Genomic DNA, 18100 nt, shown 5'->3' with positions numbered 1-18100 from the left:
GCATGGGTTGGCAGTGGGATGACTCCCACTGGGAACGCGGAAGTGGAGCGCAGCGGAAGTGGCCCGGGCCAGATCCCCTCCTCCGGGCAATTCATTCCGCCTGGCAGACCCGGTGAACCCACTACCCAGGCGGAATAAATTCCGCGCTCCCAGTGGGCAGTGGCACTTCATGCGCGAGTCGCAAGTCAAGGTGGTGTTCATCGTGAAGGGTCCTTCCGTCCAATCCTCAATCCACATTCCCCAATCGAAAATCGCATCAGTAGTTCCTCCCTCGTCCGCCGAGTTGCAGCGCGAGTTCCTCCGCGGTCAGCTCGCCGCGCGAGTAGCGGCCGACGCCATGGCCGCCACCCGATCCACCACCATTTCCCGCACTCGGCGGGCGGATCAAGGTCGCGGGGTCATCCATCCAACGCTTCGCCTCGAAGAATCGCAGCGCGCTCGGCGCATACTTGTTCGCCGCACCGGAGGGAGCCTTCGCCAGCGCATCCGCCGCGGCCTTCGTCCCCGAGAGCATTACCTCGAAATCATGCCCCGCCGCGAGATGACCGCGCACCATCGCCAGCGCCTCCGCGAAACGCTCCTGCCGCGGATAGCTGCGAACGATCGTCTCCGCCTGCCGGGAAAGCTCGGCATCACCGGCCATCGAGTCCGCAATAGCATGGGTGATGGCTGCCAAACCATTGGGCGAAATCGAAGCCGAATTCAAACGCGAACCCGACGTCGAAGGCCTGCGAGCAAGTTCACCCGCAAGTTCACCCGCAAGATCACGATCACGATCACCTGCACGTGCTCGCTCGCTCGCGCTCACTCTCTCTATGGGTTCCCTTTCATTTCCTTCCCTTCCCTTTCCTTCCCTTACGCTTTCGGAGATCGGTTCGGAGATTGGTTCCGATGTCGGTTCCGATACGGAAACCGATCCCGGAACCAACGTCGGAACCAACGCCGGAACCAATCCCGGTTTCGCGTCGGTTTCCGGTTCGTAACCCACACCGGTTCGCCGCGGGCGACCACCACGGATGCCATTCGTCCTGGCCAGCTCGCGCTTTGCGATGACCTTTGCCTCTTGATCGGCCGGGTAGTGCCGCAGGTGCAGGTCATCGCCCTCCCACGACCACAGCTCGGTATCGCGCATCGCCATGGCATGGGCCACGCGCACGACCGTCTGCCACTTGCGATCCGTCCACGCGCGGCAGCCGGCGATGACGCCGCCATTCTCCTGGCCGGCACAATAGCGCGCCAGCATCAGCCAGGTGCCCAGCTCTGCCGGATCCGCGCCAGCCATCTCGGGCGAGTCCAGCGCGCTTGAATGAAGATTGAGGAATTCCATGGGGTAGGGAGAAAGTTGAGAGTTGATGGTTGAGAGTTGAGAGTTTGGAAGAGGGTCGGCTGCGGGTTTTTTTCTCTCAACCATCAACTCTCAACCCTCAACTTCCCGCTGCTAGACAAACGCCCCCGGCAGAAGCGCAGCAGGCGGGGTGAACAAAGTGAGCGAGTGCGCCGGCATGTCCGCACCGCGGGTCTTTCGCCAGCGGTTCGCGACGATGCCCTCGCCGCCGGAGAAGCGGAGCAGCATGAAGTCCGTGGCGCCATCCAGCCGCAGCTCCACCCGCGGCAGGCGGGCGATGAGCTGCAGCACGGCCAGCGGCACCAGCACCGACTCGGCGATCCACACCGGTCGCGCGAGGGTCATGCGATCATTCGGCCACAGGTCATCCAGCCCCAGCGCGTGGAGATCCCCGCGCACCGGCTCGAGCGCACGCCATGGTGCCGGGGCGATGCGCCGGGCATCGCTGCCGAAGCGGTCCCACGGCAGCGCCCCCACGCGCGCGATGAAATGCGGGCACGCCTGCGGCAAGGCATCATCGTAGGTCACCGGCCCACGCGTCACGCGCAGCGCCACGCAACCATTCGCCGCCATCACCGCGCCCGACTCCGGATGCCGCACCACCCGGGAAAACACCCGGCACCGCGGGTGGCAAAAGCTCTCCAATGCCCCGGCCGCAAGCGGATACGGGAACGGATGCGCGCTCGCCAGCGGCCGGCGCGAGAGTGCGGGAGAAGTGAGAGTGATCATGACAACGAATGCTTGTTAGGTGAGTGGGAAGGCTTGGGGCGATGCGGGGAAAGGTGCCGGGTGATCGGTCATCAGTGGGCCGGGGCGGTGGTAGGCGACACCGGGTGCCAAGGTGGTCCGCACACTCCGTGTGCGGAAACGAAGGACCGGGTGGCAGGAAGATATCGGGTGCCACCCGAGGCTGCAGATAGAGCGTGGGGAATGCCTGGCGGGGATGGTGGAGGCCGGAGAGTTTTCCCGAGCCGGAATAGCTGCTTCGACCGCACGCGGAGCGTGCGGACCACTTTGGCTGTGCCGATGGCGGCTCGCGACGCGTCCGGTTCTTCCCATCAACTCTCGACCCTCAACTCTCAACTCCTGGAAAGCAGTCCCTCCAGTTGGGCCTCGATCTCGCCGAGCATTTCGCCGCGGACTTGCATCGCCTCGTGGTCCATCCGCGGGCGATTCTCGGACCACGCCACACGCGGGCTCAGGCCATGGCGGCAGCTCGCAAGCATCCGCCGCAGCAGGGACAGCGGAACGAGGCGGGATGGCTCGGGCTCGGGATTGGATTCTTTTTCTTGTTCGGGCTCTTTCTCCCGAGCGTGGGCGGGTTGTGGGACTGGGACGGTGGCTGGTTGCTTGGAGTTCATGAGGAGAATGCAGGCTGTTAGGGTTCGGCTTTCAGGGATCAGGAAAGCCGGGAAGAAGTGGGAGTGATCTCTTCGTCCCAACGGGACGGCTCATAAGAGCCCGGCACGCAGTGCCGGGTAGGAGGACGCAAGCAATGGCGTCCTGAAAGCGACGCTTCATGCGTCTGGCGGCTGAGGTCTGAATGCGCTCCGAAGCGATCTGCGGACGACTCCGCGTCAAAAAGGCACCAGCCTTGCCGACATTCCGGCTCGCCCCTGCATGAGGCGTCCCGTTGGGACGCGATCGCTCCACTTGCGCTGACCCGGCACTGCGTGCCGGGCTTTTATGAATCGTCCCGTTGGGACGGGGCATGCAGGGCTGGCAAGGACGCCTCGCCCGTTGAAGTACGTCGTTCATGGTATCTCCATCCTTTCGTGACGCGCTTCGCCTTCGTTGCCTTTCCTCTCGTAGCGGAAGGACTTCGTCCTTCCGGCGGGGTGCGGACGAAAACGGGCGGATAGCAATCGACTCGCCGGTGCGGCCCGTCCCCAGCCGGAACGACGCAGTCGTCCCGCTACGAAGAAGGAGTCCTGGAGTGTGAAATACTACGTTCATGGTAGTCGTCCTTGGCTTGCTTCCTTTTGCCTTTCACTGATCACCGATTACCGATCACCCGGCACTTTCCCCGCCTCACCCGACGCGACTCTTCACCTCACTGTCACCACCCCACCCGGCACCGCATTCTTCTCCGCATCCTTCAATCCCTCCACACACCCGCGGAACCATGCCTCGCCGGCGCGGGAGCCGCCGCCGGGGTGGCCGGGCGGGATTTCGTGGCGACCATCGGGACGCCAGGCAGCGAGCCCGGCACGATAGCCGTCCTGCCAGTATTCGCGCATCGTCATGGCTCGGGATCGGTGTGGGGATTGGGATTGGGGTGAGTGGTGCTTGCGACCGTGCCTGTGGCTGCGACTGCACCTGCGCTTTCGTTTGCAATCCCGCCGGGCTTCGGCGCGGCGGGCACGGTGGCGAGTCGGGCGATGCGTTCCTTCAGATAGCCGAAGGCGCGGCCGAGTTCATTGGAGGCGGCGCGGAGTTCGATGGCTTCGGCGGGGCGCATCTCATTCCAGAGCCACATGCGCTCGGCGAGCTGGTCGAGGACGGTCAGCTTGCCGAGCAGCACGGCATCCGGGACTTCGCGGCCGCGGCCGGCGACATCGTAGGCGGTGGCGGATTTCTCGCGCATCAGCCGGGCAAGGCCGGACACATCGAGCACGGGTGTAGTCATATTCATGGGGAAGAGGGACATGGCGGGTCCATGGCAGGTGTTAGGAGCGGGCGGCGGTGATTTCGTGATGGGCCGGTGTTCATGTTAGATAAGGAATTCGGGAAAGGATTCGGCCCGGCCGGCAGCAACCGATTCCACTCCGCTTTCCTCCCCCTGGAAGCGTGGGCGCCGGCCGGGCGCGAAAGGTGTGTGCGTGTGTGTGCGAGATGTTAGATGGGCAGGAGCTCGCTGGCCGACCGGCGCGATCGGCTACTGGGAACGCGGGATTGATCCCGCCCGACAGGTCCAGCGACCCGGCCGTCCCTCCTTCGCCAAGGCTTCGGAGGGCAAGCCAGGCGGAATGAATTCCGCGTTCCCAGTGGGCGGACTCTTGGCGCGGGCGTGGTGATTGCTTCATCCACATGCCGCGCGAGCACCTCCATCGCCCCGCGATACGCCGCAGCCTTTTCCATGGAGGCGGTGAAGCCGGCATGTTGACGGAGCTGGCGCAGCACCCGCGGCGCGGACCGGAAGAGCCGCACGATCCGCGCGGCGTGGAGCCATGCATTCGCGGCGTCCCGGGTGGCGGCGGCGCGGGCCTGACCATCCATGGAATCGGTCGCGGCGATGAGAGAGTCGGGATTCATGGCTGAAGTTAGAAGTCGGAGGTCTAAGGTCTGAGAAAGGGAGCAGGGAGGGCTGGTGGCTGGTTGGGAGTCGGCTGGCTGGTTGGGAGTTGGTTGGGCTTGTCCTGGCTGGGGTGGGGACTTGGCACAGCGGCTAGGGCTTCGGCGGTTCGGGTGGCGGCGGCGGAGACGGGGGCGGGTGCTTCGGGTGCGAATCCGGCTCGGGTGCCGGATCCGCTTTCGCTTTCGATTGGGACTGCGATGGCGATTGCCGATCCGCCCCCGGACTCACGAATCCCGCCGTGCGGGCCCGCTCCTCCAGGATGCGCGTCTCAGCCTCGCCAGGCGTGCACTGCCACCGCTCCGCCGCCGCCAGCAGGAGCCGCAGAACCTCCTCGCTGTATCGGGCGGGTTGGGATTCGAGCGTCGCTTGCATCGGGGACTGGTTGTTACTGACGACGGAATTTTATTACCGAAAGGGGAAATCGGCAACGATTTTGTTTGAGAACTTTTCCCGAATCGGTAACTTCTTGGCCGTGAGCAGCAACGACGACCCGAATTTCTTCAAGGAGTGGATGGACCGGAACCGGCTGCGGGCGGAGGACGTCACCGGCCCGCTCCAGGTCAGCGAACAGACCATCCACAATTGGCGGTCGGCCGGCGTCCCGGCCCGGCGAGTCCCTCACGTGCAGGCCTTTATGGAATCCTGGGCAGACCCCCGCGAGGCCGCCGCCGCACCATCCGCCGCGCCCCTCCCCGCCCTGGAAGACCTGCGGCTGGAGACCTTCATCATGCGGCCGAGCGAGGAGGAATTCGACACGTGGAACCGCGCCGCAAATGCCGCCGGCCTGACGATCCGCGAGTGGATCAGCGAGACGCTCGAACGCGCCGCGGAGGATTTCCGGAAGACCGGCGAGCTGCCCGGCGACCCGCGCCACGGCGGCACATTCACCGGCGGCCAAGCCGGCACCCCCGGGATCGCCGCCCGCTCCGGCGGCAGCAGCAGTGGCGGTGGCCGCGGTCGCGGTCGCAGCGGCGTGATCCCCTTCCCCGCGGTGGCTACGGCAGCCACGGCGACCACCGCTTCGGTCGCGGAAGACGCGGCACCTTATAACATCAACACGAAGTCCACCACCCCAGCCCCCGCGCTCTTCAGCGGAGCCGGCGCAGTCGGCGGCGGCGGGAAGGCCAGCGAAGACAGCAGCGGCACCCTCGTCGGTGGCGGCGGAGGCGGCGGCGGCAGCAGCCACCACGACCCCGACCGCAGCGGCGGCACCATCCACTGGATCGATCTCCGCGGCGGGGTCGCCGCCGGCGCGCCGATCAGCAGCCACGTGATCGAGGAACCGGTGGCCACGAGGAAGTCATGGCCGGACGATCACTACGCGCTGCAAGTCTTCGGCCGCTCGATGGAGCCGAAGATCCCCGACGGCGCGCAGATCATCGTGAAGCGCTGGCCCACGGAAAGGGGCATCCCGCGCAAGGGCACCATCGTCGTTTACTCGGACGGCACCGGCTCCAGCCTGAAGGAATTCGGCTACCGCAAGGCCCGCCCCGGCGAAGACACCGAAGCCGACGCCATGGGCAACATCCCGGTCCTCCGCTCCCTCAACACCGCCTTCCCCGAGGTCCAAACCCTCGAAGGCGGCAAGATCGACGCCGTGCTGGTGGAGGTGGGGTGATGGGGAAGATTCAGCCCAATGGGCCTTTCCGTGGCCCGGGTTTGGGCGACCACTTCAGAAAAGCTGCGGCTGGATCTCATGTGGAATCGGCAATACTCCGATGATGACCCAGGGATTTGGAGCCACCGCATGCCACTGCTGGGTCGTCCCCAAATAGAAGTGCAGATCTGTGGCAAGAAAGTCGTTGAAATACTTCTGCTTCACTTTCTCCAAGGCCACTGCCTCATCCCCATCTGCTCTCCCTAGACACTTCCAAAATAGAGCCCCCACTTCCCAATCCAGTACTTGGAGTTCACTCGGTTTCCCGGTCTCGTCCTCGAAGCGGTAGCTGAAGCTGTAGGGGAGATTGGGAATGACTCTGAAATTCCGCCGCCATTGCTCTTCCTCGAAAAGCTCGCCTTGTGAGGCGAGCTGTCTCATTTCCTCCACCTTCCCAGGATCCCACTCCCGCTCTTCTGCTTCCCACACGAAATCCACCACCCGGGCAGGCTTGAATAGAGACAGGGACATATTATTCGCTTTCGCCGCGGCGATGACCTCCGCGAGGTTGCGAAAGACATGGCATTTCCCAAGCAGCAGTCGCCGACGCTCCCGCCACTTGTCGCTTGTATCCATGTGTCCGGCAGGCACCAGCGACTTCACGTCCGCGGGATGGTGGGTCTCGGGCCGGATGTCCTTGCGACTCGGGATCAGGTCGCACTCGATCCAATCGTATTTCTTGTACTGCTCCGCCTCTTCCAAACGACGGAAGGGCACCGGATAGATCCTTACCCAAGTGCCGTCCTCTCGCACTCCCGCAGTGCACACCGTCTCGCCATACTTCCGAGACAGTGTCGGATACGTCTTCACGGTGATGAGAATTCGCTCTCGGGCCATCCTGGGGGGAGTGTTAGAACATGAGTTTCCTAAACACTCGTTCGCTCTCCTGCCAGCCTGATTTGCGAGATCACGGCACTCGTCTTGCGCGAGGCGGCGGTTGCCAGGTGCAAGAAAGTCGCCTCCCTTGTCAAAGATGCCTCGCCGAAAACGCCGGCCCCAGCTCTCGCTCGACCGCTTCTGCCACGCAATGCCGGTGGCACTGCTGCGGATGGAGTTCGTAGCAGGTCAGCGCCACCCGCTCGCCCTGGCGAATCCAGCCGGCAATCTCTGACACCGCGTTACCCTGCTTCGGCAGCTCCCGGGCCTCGTAGCGGTCGAAGAGCGCGTCATAGTCCGCCTGCGTCTTCAGTTCCTGCCGCTCCCCGGAAGCAATTCCCAGCTCCGGCAGATGCTCATAACGCAGGCCGAGCGCTTCCACTGCCGTGCGCAGGGACGTTTTTGAGAAGCCATACTTCCGGCTGAGTGGATTTCGCCGCACGTCGCACAGGATCGTCACCCCGTCATTCAGCAAGGCATTCAGGTAAGCTTCGAGCGACTTACCCTCGTAGCCGATCGTCCCCAGCCCGGCTACGCCCGGGGATGGCCGTCGGTCATCAATGGCACGTAGCGCGTCCGGTTGGCTGCCTAACACCCGCTCCTTGATCTCGCTCCGCCACGCGGTCTGCGGGTAGCGGTTGTAAGTGTCCCGTACCAAGTCATCGCCTCGCAGCCCGGTGTTCCGTTTCGCAAAGCGATGCAGCCGCAGGTTCAGCTCGTGAGGCAAGCCGCTCACCGGCTTCGCCAACCGCCAAGTCTTCTCACAAGCTTCCAGCCAACCCTTCTCTTGCAGCTTCCGCCGGTCGGCGACGGAGGTGAATGAGTAGCAACCGTAGCGGTGTGGTACGAATTCGTAGCTCGGCTCTTCTTCCTCCTCACGACAGAAAAGGAACAGCAGCTTTTGGAAATCGATCGCCGTCGCCTCGCCGCCGAGGGCGGAGAGCAGGCCGAGCAAGACTTTCTGACGCTGGAAAAGCACGGCCTCAAGGTAGGCCATCCGGCCCACGACTCCCAAGCCGGAAAAGCCAGAAAAGAACGACAAACAGTCCCGGAAGCCTGCTACCCTCCGCTCGGAAGGAGATCGAAGACCGAATGCCTGTTGCTGCGAGCAGTTCACCCGCTCCGACTTAAGCCCTCCCGCGAACAATCCTTGCCCCCAGCCCCGCATTATGTTCACCTCAGGCAGACATTCGTTCACCTGACGTGAACAACCGTCAACCTCAGGTGGACACCCGCCCACCCTTCCCGCGCGATGCTTTCCCTCACCGATCTATTTCCCCGGACCCGGGCGGAGGTCCTGCGACTGCTCTTCGAGGCCCCGGATCAGACGCTCCACCTGCGCGATCTCGCCCGGCTTGCGGGCCTGAGCCCGGCGGCCCTGCAAAAGGAGCTCGATGCCCTGGAGCGGAAGGAACTCATCACCGCCCGGCGCGATGGGAACCGCCGCTACTTCCGCGCGAATACCGCCCACCCGCTCTACCCCGAGCTCCACGGCCTGGTCGTGAAGACCGCCGGCATCGCCTCCGAACTCCGCCGCGCCCTCGCCCCCGTCGATGGCATCGCGCTCGCCCTCATCTTCGGCTCCACCGCCGCCGGCACCGCCCGTGGCGCGAGCGATGTCGATGTGCTCGTCATCGGCAGCGCCGGCCTGCGGAAAATCGGCCCCGCCCTCCGCGGCGTCGCCGACACCCTCGCCCGCGAGATCAATCCCGTCTGCCTCACCCCCGCCGAGTGGCGCACCAAGCTCCTCGCCCGCGACGCCTTCGCCACCCGCGTCGCCAGCGAGCCGAAACTCTTGCTGAAAGGAGACCCCGATGAGCTTGCAGCAATGGGCCTCTAACGGCTGGCTCCGGCCCCACACCACCACCCGCCAACAGATCGCCGACCTCCTCGCCATCGCCGATCGCGACCTGCTGGACTCCGCCCGCGGCGACCTCTCCGCCGACTGGCAATTCGGCATCGCCTACAATGCCGCGCTCAAGCTCTGCACCATCCTCCTCTACGCCAGCGGCTACCGCCCCGAGAAGAGCCTCGCCCACTACCGCACCCTCACCGCCCTCCCCTTCACCCTCGGCCCCGGTCCCGAGCGCAGAGCCGATGCCGACTACCTCGACACCTGCCGCACCAAGCGCAACACCGCCGAGTACGACCTCGCCGGCACCGTCAGCCAATCCGAAGCCGACGAACTCCGCGACTTCGCCACCGAGCTCCGCACCGACGTCATCGCTTGGCTGAAGGCGGAGCATCCATCGTTGGTCGCACGCTGACTGTTAGATTCGTCTCGCCCCACCTCGAATCTGTTAGGCTCGATGGAACGCATCCGCAAAATGCTCGCCGCCGCAAAGACCACCAAGCAACGGCGAGCTCATCCTAGCATGCTCGTTTTCTCCCTCGCCTTCTCGAACACCGTCACCGCCTGTTTGCGCTCTTCCTTGGTCAGCTCCGTGAGAAAGGCGAACACCTCGTCCCCGGTGTGCTCGCCCAGGCGCCGGTAGGATTCCCACTGCGCCTCGGAGAAAAACTGGTCGCCCGTCGATTCGTGCGGGAATTTCTTGTTCCGCGTGCGGTACTGCTGAATGTCCGCCGGCTCATCACCTGTTAGAGACGGCTTGATGTAGATCAGCGTCCCCTTGTCATTCCCCTCCCGGCCATTGTAGTAGATGGTGCCCACCACCGCATGCTGCCCGGAGATGCGCTGCTCATCCGGCCGCAGCGGATCGAGCGAGATCTCGATCTCCACGCCGAAATCCTCCCGCACCCGGCGGATCGCATTGCCCAGGTCATCGAAGGCCACCGTCTCATCCTGTCCCGCATCGGACACGATGATGCAGGTGCAGTGCCGGCGAATCAGCTCATACAGCCCCAGATTCTCGAAGTGCGCGCCATCCGACAGATGGAGGTTCGCGTGGCGGTCCTCCGGCAGGCACTTCGACGAGCGGATCAGTTCGGCGTAGAAGGCTTGCCCCGGCCTTTGCTTAATCAAGCGCTTCAAAGCCTTCCAGAAACATTCAAGCCCGCTCAACGATTCCTCTGTCTCCAATAGCCTTCCCTTCAAAATCCACTTGTCCTCATCTGCGCGGACCCTCACGGGATTCATCACCCACAGACCCAGTCGCAGATTCAGCGCGGTCATCAGGAAGGAGCCCCCGCGACCCAGCAGGAATGACTTCTCTCCCATCTGCGGATTGAATGCCGCAGCCGATGCCGTCTGCGCGGAGGACAGCATCAGCGGCGGATCCCAGTCCGAGGGCTTCACCGTATCATCGCCCAGGGTAATGCCACGCTGGGACAGCACCGCACTGCGCGCACCGCGATAGAGATTCGGCAGATCGTCCCCGGAGAGGTGATTCGCCGCACAACAGATCAGATGAATCGGCCGCACGTCCGGATGCTCCAGCTTCGTGAGACACAAGTCATCCACCGGCCGCTCGCTGGTGAAGCGATTGTCGCGGGACGAGGGCTTGCTCCGCCGCGCCTCATTCGCCCTCGCCCTCAGTTTCGTCAGGAGATCCTTCTCTTCGCCTGTCGCATTCTTGATCGCAGTCTCGATGTCTCCCTTGATCTTCCCCTCCCTTTCGACATACCGCTCCCACTCCCTCCCCTTCACAAATGCCGCCCCCAGATACGCCCGTGCGATCCTCGCACGGTAGAAGCCGTGCAGTGAAACATAAGCCGGATCGAAGAACTTCACCGCGATGACCACAATGAGGAGCGCGGCCCAGAAGAAGTTCCCGCGCTGTGTCGCCTGGAGTCCATAGTACTTCATCAGCAGGATGGTGAAGACGATCAAGCACAGCGCCCCCGCCGTCGCCGCCGCCATCGGCAGCCACTGCTTGAAGGCGCGCTTGAAGATCTCCCACACGCTGCCGCCGACCGACTTCTTGTCGGGCTTCGTCAGCCAGTTCCGGACCAATGCAAACAGGCCGGTGAAGATCACCGTCAGGCCGCCGCTTGCCCCGATACTTACTCCCATCGCTTTCGTCGTCCCTATCGTGGTGCCTGCCTGCCCAGCCAAGAAGCCCTCCGTCCAGAAAGCCAGATTCCACACCAGGACGATCGCCGCGAAAACACACGCCCATTTCAGATAACTAGAGGTGAGTTTCTCCTGCAATTGAGCTCTCCGCAATCGCAGCTCGCCCTGCGCATCCCATGAAGGATCCTTCAGCCGAAAGAACCATTCCGCCAGGCATGCGATTCCTTCGACCAGGATCCACACCACGGCGACAGCCAGTGCCGCACTTGCCCACCCGATCGCCGGCGCGAATCCCAAGGCGTAGCCAAGTTCCTCGGGTTGCTTGCTGGCCGTCTCCAAGCCACTGCATAGATCCACCACCCACATCCCCAGCGCCGTCGTGGCGAGCGCCATGATCCAGTACGCCACTTGCCACATCAGCTCGTGCCTGCCGCGCTCGCTCCGATTGCCCTTCCACGCCAGCCTTTCGAACCAGACATGGAGGCCGATGGACGCCAAGCCGAAGACGGCCATATAAGATTCCAGCCTGATCGGCGCATGCCACCAGCAAACGCCTAACAGCATCAATCCCACCACGAAGACTCCCGCGTAGGAGGCTATCCAATTCCCGCTCCGTGGTCTCTCCGCCCCCAGCAACTGCCGGACCTTCGAAAAAAACAATGATGCTCCGAAGACAGCGACCAGCCCGCCTGCGACAACAAGATATGGCCGCTCCAATATAATCGACCAGTTTAGCTCCACCAGCCGCTCTAGCAGCGCCGGCCGATTACCAAGCGCCAGATAGCCCAGTCCCAGCCAAGCATACACCGCCAGTACGATCGCCGCCATCGTCGCCAGCAGCGTGGGGAACATCCCGCCAAGCACCGCCGCCACCGCATTCCACGTCTCCGGTTCATTGAGGCCGATCCGTGGTGCGAGGAACCGGCTGAACTCCCGCAGATGACGGATCTCCGCTCGCTCCCCCGGGCCTGCTCGGCCGCTCTTCCCGGTTTCTCTGCCGGGCTCATCCTCCGCCCCCGGGAACACCTCCTTGTTCCCCGTCCGCTGCTTCCACGCCGTCCAGAAGCCGCCCAGATAACCGCCGCCCGAAACCGTGCCCATGTAGTCCACCAGCCCCAGCACCCGCTGCCGCGACAGCGACTGCAACAAGCCCAGCCCGAAGGTCGCGCTCCGGATCCCCCCGCCGCTCAAGGCCAAGCCCACACGAGGCGTCGGGTTCTTCACCAACCACGGCTCCCCGCTCTCCGCATCCAACTCCACTTCGCCTTGAAATTGACGCGGGGTATAAGGCGCTCCGGAAAGGGAAGCTTCTGCCTTGGAAGCTCTCTCCAGTTGATCATGCTCGCTTTTGACGAGTTCCTGAAACGTGAGGAGCTTACGACGGGAGGACATCCCTACCCTCTAGCAGCTTGGGAGAGTTGTTGTCATCATGGGATTCCATCATCATGGGATCCACGACGCCATGATCGCGGACTCCGGCCTCTTTTCCGCCGTATCTTCATCTCCTGCCGTCCGTGATCATCCTTAGCTCCGGAGGAGATGCGGACTCAGAGCGACACCATGAAACAAAATCCCCTGAAGATGGGAGCGCCCCCTCACTTCGCCATCTCCGCCGTCGCCGGTGGGAGCGTGATCTTCCCCTTCAGCGGCGGGTAGAGCGTCCCCAGCTTCTCCTCATTGACCGTCGCGGTGTCGGCGAAGGTCCAGCTTGCGCCGTTGTTCTCGGAGACGCCGATGAGGTGCGAGTTGGCGATGACCTTCCCTTGCGGGGTGGTCATCCTCGTGGTCAGCGGGACCAAGCTGACCAGCACGCCGCCGTGGTTTTGCGGCACTTGCGCCGCGCCGACGATGGCGGAGTCGATCGTCACGCCGCGCCGCTTCAGCTCGGCATTCGCCTGGGCAAGCCTGCCCTTGAGCGCGTCCTTCCCGCCCATCAGCTCCACCAATTTCGGCGGCACAAAGGGCAGCGTCCTCGCGAAATCCATCTTGAGCTGTGCGTCCGAGCATTCCTCCGCGTGCTTCTTGATGATGGCTGCCATCGCCAGGTTCTCCGCCGCCTGAGGCGGGGCTGCCGGTGCTGGTGCCGGATCGGCGGGTGCCGGTGTTGGAGTCGGAGTTGGTGCCGGCGCTGGATCAGCGGGCGCAGCGGGTTTCGTTTCGCCTTGGGCCGGTGCCGGTGCCGGAGCCGGTGCCGGCGTTTCGGTCGGCGCCTGGGCTTGGGCATGCAAGGTGCCGGTGGCGGAGATCGCCCCACAGAGACAGAGGGATACAGACACGGACTTGGACACAGTCTTCGACACGGACATCGGCAGGATGGAGCGGATTGCTTTCACGGTGCGTTTCAAATCAGGAAAAAAATCGGTCGGGATCGGAGTGCGCAGACAGGCGGGCAGTCGGGGCGGGACCCAGCCTCGCGACCGGGAAGGGATAGCGCAGCACGGCCCGTTTACAAGGGCGCGAAATCGGTCCAGTCCGTGGTCTGACGAAACGAGGAAAGAGCCCTCCCCGGGAAGCCGCTCCTTGCATCGCGCACCTGCCTCCACTAAAAGCGGCTCTCCATGCGGATCCTCGCAAGGCTGTTTGAGATCGCCACCGTGCTGCTCATGGTGGCCACGCTCCTTTGCATGTCCCTCGGGGCGACCTCCACGGTCACGCCCACCTCGGAGGCCTTCGGAGATGGCGCCCTGATTTGTGGGGTCGCGAGCCTGCTCACCGCGGGTGCTGGCTACCTCTGCGCGGTCCGCGCGAAACGGCAAAAGCCGAACGGCTAGCGCAGTCTTCGAAATCCCGCAGCTGCTGATTCGCCACAAACTCCTCCAGCTCTCCGCCCGATCCGGAAGTTTGAATTGAACCGCGAAACCACGCTGAAATTCGCTAAATCTGTTAGAACGAAGATCCTCTCCTGCCTTTAAATTTCGCGCTCTTTTCGCGTCATTTCGCGGTTCCATTTCTTCGCCCGAAACCAGCTCGGACGGCCCCGCTCCAAAGCAAAGCGCTCTCCCATCTCCCACCAGCCGCATCGCCGGCGAAAGAGACCCGCGGCGCAACACATTTGCCACCGCCAAGCCCCTTCCGCCGGCTTTTCTCTTGGGTCAAGCATGCGCGGTTTCCCGGGCCGCTTGGGGGATGATCTGCTCCGCCAGCCCGGTCAGCGCATGGTCGGTCGCGCCTTCCTCGTCCAGCGTCGCTTGCAGAAGCTCCACCACGTTCTCCAGTGATAGTGCCTCGGCCAAGGCGCGCGCGGCCCCATAGCCGGCGATCTCGTAGTGCTCCACCCGCTGGGCGGCACCGATCAGCGCGAGATCCTTCACCGCCGGATCGCCTTCTTCTTCGATCGCTTCGCCGCCTTCTTCCACCAGGCCCTTCATCGCCTTGCAGACCTTGCCCTTCGGCGACACGCCGAGCATCTCGGCGACCTTCTCCAGGCGTTCCACATGGCCCTTCGTTTCCTCCAGGTGTTTCTTGAAGCCATCGCGGAGGCCTTCATCCGTAGCAGCCTTCGCCATCTTCGGCAGCGCCTTCACCAGTTGGGTCTCGGCGTTGTAGAGGTCCTTTACTTCCTGCACCAGCAGGCTTTGGAGTGTCGGTAGTTTTGACATGGTTGTAGTCGGTTTGGAATTCGTAATCGTTGGTTCGTTCGTTGGCTCATGGGCTCGCGGTTCGACGGCCGGCCGATGCCCAGCCGCCCATCGCCGCGTCCCACTTAGCTCTTTCGCAAAACCCGTACCGCCGTCCCCCGCACGCCTCACCCACGACGCTGCAAGGACCGCCGCCTCTCCGCTTCCCAACCTCGACTCGCCGACTGCACGACCCCTTCGCAAAATGCGATGAGTGCCAGTGCTGGCTGCTCCATCCTCTCCGCAGGGCAAGCAGCCAGTAGCCGGGATGAGCTAAGCACGAGCGCCACCGAAATTAAGGAGCCGGGACGAATGGCACTCACGTAAGGCCGATTCGGGGAATCTTGGCGGTCAAAGGATTTGGGCTAGGATGGATAGGATGGATGGAATCTCCCGCATCATATCTCGAGCCGAAGAACCGGTCTGTCCCACCCTACTTCACCACCTTGCCCATCTCCGCAGCCGCCTGCTTTCCCTCCGCCTTGCCACGGTCGCGCGCCGCGTTGAGCACCTCGGAGGGCACGCGAGCCTTGCGCCCCGCCTGCATCGCAGACTGGAGCAGGGCCAGCGCCGCATGGTAGTCCACGTCCTCTTCGTGCACACCCGCCTCCACGGTCCGCGCGCGAACCACCTCGGCATGGAACGCCGCGTCACGGACTTCCGTCGTAGCCTGGTCGATCCGCTCCTTGCTCGGCGACGAGTCGCAGCCCAAGGCGCCGAGGGCAATGATTACCGAGAAGACGTGCGTGTGGACTTTCATGGATGGCGCTTGGGGGTGAGATGTCCGGCTGCGATCCCGAGGACGTCCGGGCAAGACGACAGGCGCGCCTTCATGCATCGATCGCTTCCAGCGTGTCGCTGCCGGTGGCGCTCGCCATCGGCAACCACCGGTATGACATCCCCACCGCCAAGTTTCAAGCCACCGTGCGCGAAATTAACCTTCCTGCCAGGCCTGCTGACCGGTCCGAGAAAGGCAACGAATCAACCGCAGATGAACAGGATGCACGCAGATCAGACCGATGGACGGCATGGATAGGACCGAAATCCTCCGGAAGCCCCAGACGAATTCAATCCCATCCTATCGATCCCATCCATCCTAGCCTCTCCCCTTCCACCACCGTGATCGCGGAATGCGGAGTCGGCGGCGAGCCGTCGCAAATCAGGTCTTCATCTGCGTCCATGCCGTCCATCTGCAGTTGAAATCCCTCATCAAATCCGACCGCGACCCTCAAAACTCCGCCGCAACTACCGGTTCGAAATCTGACTGCTTGTTAGACGCGGCCCCCTCGTCGCCACCCGCTCCCACGCCGCCCTCACGGCCGGCTTCGCCCGCGTCCACTCCAGCGTCGAGCCCTCCGGGTTCCGCTTCCAATCCCTCTCCAGCGACGCCTCCGCCGCCTCAAAGCCATCGGGATACCGCGCCGGGCCCTTCACCCCCATTCGGTACGCCGGGCGGAAGTCCTCGAAATCATCATTGCCCTCCGCATACGTCTGACTCGGGTGATTCTCGCTCCAGTAGAGCTCCTCCTCCGTCGGGCTGATCGTCGCCGCCACCGCATGGCCCGTCGCACCGCCCGCCACCGCACCCACCAGCGCGCCGATCGCCGTGCCCACCGGTCCTGCGATCGATCCCGCCGCAGCACCCGCCAGCGCACCTCCCGCCGCGCCCATCCCCACCCCCGCCGGGTGAGCCAGCGTCGAGTTCGTCAACACGTCCACATCCTTCTCTTCGTCTGTCGGAAATTCTTTAGCTTTCATCGTCTCAAGATTTAGGTTCGCACCATCCCTCGCAGGAACGATGCCAGCGTTCCGCACCAACCCTCTCATCCGCCCGATCACCGCCGCCCAGCAGCTCCCCGATCGGCAAAAAGTGAATGAGCAAAAAAGCGAGCCGGGCGATTTTCCAAATCGTCGTGAGGCACCAATGCAACGCGACTGGATTGACTTGGATTCGTCCGGCTCTCCATCACCAGTCGCCCCGATCCACAAAGGCGCAAATGGATTTTCCGCCAAGTCGAGATCCCCCGATTCCGCCCAAATAGCGGGAGCAGCGCCCAACCAAGCCCCCGGGAGCGCCGGTCTTCAGACCGGCCCGAATGGTCCCCCGATGCCGCTCTAAAAATCAGCACTCCCGCGACACCAAGCCCAGCCCGCCATCAGCCCGTCAGAGACCCGGACTGCTTGCGCGAAGAACGCCGCCTTCTCAACACCATTCCAGTGGTGACTCCCAGCACCATGAAAAGCCAAACGCCAGCCCACACCAACTCCGGATAACTCAAGGAGAAGCCGGACGCAAAGTGTTGAAGCCTGCCGCGGATCGGCCCCTCGTCGAAACGATAGGTATGATGCCGCGGGCGTGGCAGCGTTCCTGACCGGCACTCTTCAAGCCGCCCGAGCAATTCATCGAGGAACCCCATGCTTTCCTCCGGAGCCACCGCAAAACCGAACAAGCGCCCGAGATTCTCACGATCCAGAGGGAGACGATCCGCACCCGAGACGATCTCGTGCTTCGTCAAGTCGATGGAGCACGTTCCCCCCGTCTCGCCGACCCTCACACCTGAAAACATGGCCCACTCCAGGCTCACTTCTCTATATCGTGGCGACACGCCGCCGAACTTCATCCATCGCGGGGGTGCTCGCCCCTCGATGATCACCCGCCCCATCAGCTCGTCATCGCCGCCACCGGATGGATAGGGCTCGAGGGTGAATCGAAACCAATACGAGAAGCGACCCATCCCTGCCCCGGCTCCCGCCATCGCGGAATGAGACGTCACCACGGATACCACCCACACGCCTGCAAAGAAGAGAGCCACCCAGAACACGATCTGACGCACCACACTCATTTCTTCACGTAGACCAAGGGGAGAGGCCATTTCCTAACAGAGGCCTCCTCTCATCTCAAGCTCCAAGCGGACCTTCCCCTCCCCGATCCCAGAGGGATCCCAGCCAGTAGCCGGTGGTCGCAGCCGCGCCGCGGCAAAGACCACCGGACCCCAAGGAACGCTCAACGAATCCCGGACGGGATTCCAGCCGCGCCGGAAGCACACCGCGGCGTCTAACAATCTCACAAGATCCAATCAAGGACTCGATGCCAGCCGCGTCCACGGATCATGCGCGGCTTGAAAAAACCCCATCCCTGCCATCCCGAAGAATCATTCACCGCCAAGATCGCCATGCAAGACGAAACATCCCTTCTCCAACTTGGCGTCCTTCGCGTCTTGGCGGTTCATCACCCACTCATCCCCGACCTCCGCGCTCTCTCTCTCTGCGACCTCCGCGCCTCCGCGGTTCGTTCCCTCCCCATCCCCGATGTCTTTCACTGATCACCGATCAC

18 protein-coding genes are annotated in these 18100 nt (G+C 63.5%); 4 read left to right on the top strand and 14 right to left on the bottom strand.

Going from position 1 to position 18100, the window contains the following annotated elements:
* Positions 1-256 precede the first annotated feature (256 nt).
* From OKA05_RS28590 to OKA05_RS28565, 6 genes are all read right to left on the bottom strand, one after another.
* Complete coding sequence (locus OKA05_RS28590; RefSeq protein ID WP_264490647.1) at positions 257-1327, bottom strand: hypothetical protein; 1071 nt, start codon at positions 1325-1327, stop codon at positions 257-259.
* Positions 1328-1438: 111 nt separating this feature from the next.
* On the bottom strand, positions 1439-2074 hold the full coding sequence (locus OKA05_RS28585; RefSeq protein ID WP_264490646.1) for a hypothetical protein: 636 nt from the start codon (positions 2072-2074) through the stop codon (positions 1439-1441).
* 350 nt (positions 2075-2424) lie between these two features.
* Positions 2425-2706: a hypothetical protein gene (locus tag OKA05_RS28580; RefSeq protein WP_264490645.1), complete on the bottom strand. Its 282-nt coding sequence runs from the start codon at positions 2704-2706 to the stop codon at positions 2425-2427.
* 687 nt (positions 2707-3393) lie between these two features.
* The gene (locus OKA05_RS28575; protein WP_264490644.1) at positions 3394-3591 is read right to left on the bottom strand and encodes a hypothetical protein; all 198 of its coding nucleotides are present in this window, start codon (positions 3589-3591) and stop codon (positions 3394-3396) included.
* On the bottom strand, positions 3588-3980 hold the full coding sequence (locus tag OKA05_RS28570) for a hypothetical protein (RefSeq protein WP_264490643.1): 393 nt from the start codon (positions 3978-3980) through the stop codon (positions 3588-3590). Before OKA05_RS28570 ends, OKA05_RS28575 begins: the two co-directional genes overlap by 4 nt.
* Before the next feature lie 203 nt (positions 3981-4183).
* Positions 4184-4600 carry a hypothetical protein gene (locus OKA05_RS28565; protein WP_264490642.1) on the bottom strand — a complete coding sequence of 139 codons (417 nt, stop codon included), beginning with the start codon at positions 4598-4600 and terminating at the stop codon, positions 4184-4186.
* A 515-nt stretch (positions 4601-5115) separates the two neighbouring features.
* On the opposite strand from OKA05_RS28565, the gene OKA05_RS28560 reads away from it, so the two are divergent.
* Complete coding sequence (locus OKA05_RS28560; RefSeq protein ID WP_264490641.1) at positions 5116-6261, top strand: S24 family peptidase; 1146 nt, start codon at positions 5116-5118, stop codon at positions 6259-6261.
* A gap of 54 nt (positions 6262-6315) precedes the next feature.
* Here the strand turns inward: OKA05_RS28560 and OKA05_RS28555 are convergent, their stop codons facing one another.
* Both OKA05_RS28555 and OKA05_RS28550 read right to left on the bottom strand, forming a co-directional pair.
* Positions 6316-7137, bottom strand: coding sequence for a DUF8758 domain-containing protein (locus OKA05_RS28555; RefSeq protein WP_264490640.1), 822 nt, complete (start codon positions 7135-7137; stop codon positions 6316-6318).
* A gap of 130 nt (positions 7138-7267) precedes the next feature.
* A complete protein-coding gene (locus tag OKA05_RS28550; RefSeq protein WP_264490639.1) occupies positions 7268-8218 on the bottom strand; it encodes a DUF488 domain-containing protein in 951 nt (316 codons plus the stop codon).
* Positions 8219-8428: 210 nt separating this feature from the next.
* Here OKA05_RS28550 and OKA05_RS28545 point away from each other — a divergent pair, with 210 nt between their 5' ends.
* Positions 8429-9016, top strand: a complete 588-nt coding sequence (locus OKA05_RS28545) for a MarR family transcriptional regulator (RefSeq protein WP_264490638.1) — start codon at positions 8429-8431, stop codon at positions 9014-9016.
* A complete protein-coding gene (locus tag OKA05_RS28540) occupies positions 8991-9443 on the top strand; it encodes a hypothetical protein (protein ID WP_264490637.1) in 453 nt (150 codons plus the stop codon). Before OKA05_RS28545 ends, OKA05_RS28540 begins: the two co-directional genes overlap by 26 nt.
* 98 nt (positions 9444-9541) lie before the next feature.
* Here OKA05_RS28540 and OKA05_RS28535 read toward each other — a convergent pair whose 3' ends face one another.
* Both OKA05_RS28535 and OKA05_RS28530 read right to left on the bottom strand, forming a co-directional pair.
* A complete protein-coding gene (locus OKA05_RS28535; protein ID WP_264490636.1) occupies positions 9542-12541 on the bottom strand; it encodes a YesL family protein in 3000 nt (999 codons plus the stop codon).
* 203 nt (positions 12542-12744) lie between these two features.
* On the bottom strand, positions 12745-13482 hold the full coding sequence (locus tag OKA05_RS28530; RefSeq protein ID WP_264490635.1) for a hypothetical protein: 738 nt from the start codon (positions 13480-13482) through the stop codon (positions 12745-12747).
* A 225-nt stretch (positions 13483-13707) separates the two neighbouring features.
* On the opposite strand from OKA05_RS28530, the gene OKA05_RS28525 reads away from it, so the two are divergent.
* Positions 13708-13920 (top strand): hypothetical protein, encoded by a 213-nt coding sequence (locus OKA05_RS28525; RefSeq protein ID WP_264490634.1) that lies wholly within the window; start codon positions 13708-13710, stop codon positions 13918-13920.
* Between the two features lie 321 nt (positions 13921-14241).
* Here OKA05_RS28525 and OKA05_RS28520 read toward each other — a convergent pair whose 3' ends face one another.
* The 4 genes from OKA05_RS28520 to OKA05_RS28505 form a co-directional block, all read right to left on the bottom strand.
* Positions 14242-14748 carry a YciE/YciF ferroxidase family protein gene (locus OKA05_RS28520; protein ID WP_264490633.1) on the bottom strand — a complete coding sequence of 169 codons (507 nt, stop codon included), beginning with the start codon at positions 14746-14748 and terminating at the stop codon, positions 14242-14244.
* Positions 14749-15199: 451 nt separating this feature from the next.
* A complete protein-coding gene (locus OKA05_RS28515) occupies positions 15200-15526 on the bottom strand; it encodes a hypothetical protein (protein ID WP_264490632.1) in 327 nt (108 codons plus the stop codon).
* Between the two features lie 485 nt (positions 15527-16011).
* Positions 16012-16524, bottom strand: coding sequence for a glycine zipper domain-containing protein (locus OKA05_RS28510; protein WP_264490631.1), 513 nt, complete (start codon positions 16522-16524; stop codon positions 16012-16014).
* A gap of 398 nt (positions 16525-16922) precedes the next feature.
* Complete coding sequence (locus OKA05_RS28505; RefSeq protein ID WP_264490630.1) at positions 16923-17609, bottom strand: hypothetical protein; 687 nt, start codon at positions 17607-17609, stop codon at positions 16923-16925.
* Positions 17610-18100: the final 491 nt, after the last annotated feature.

Origin of the sequence: Luteolibacter arcticus (assembly GCF_025950235.1) — a bacterium.
GTDB classification, from domain to species: domain Bacteria; phylum Verrucomicrobiota; class Verrucomicrobiia; order Verrucomicrobiales; family Akkermansiaceae; genus Haloferula; species Haloferula arctica.
This window is presented reverse-complemented; position numbering and strand designations above follow the sequence as displayed.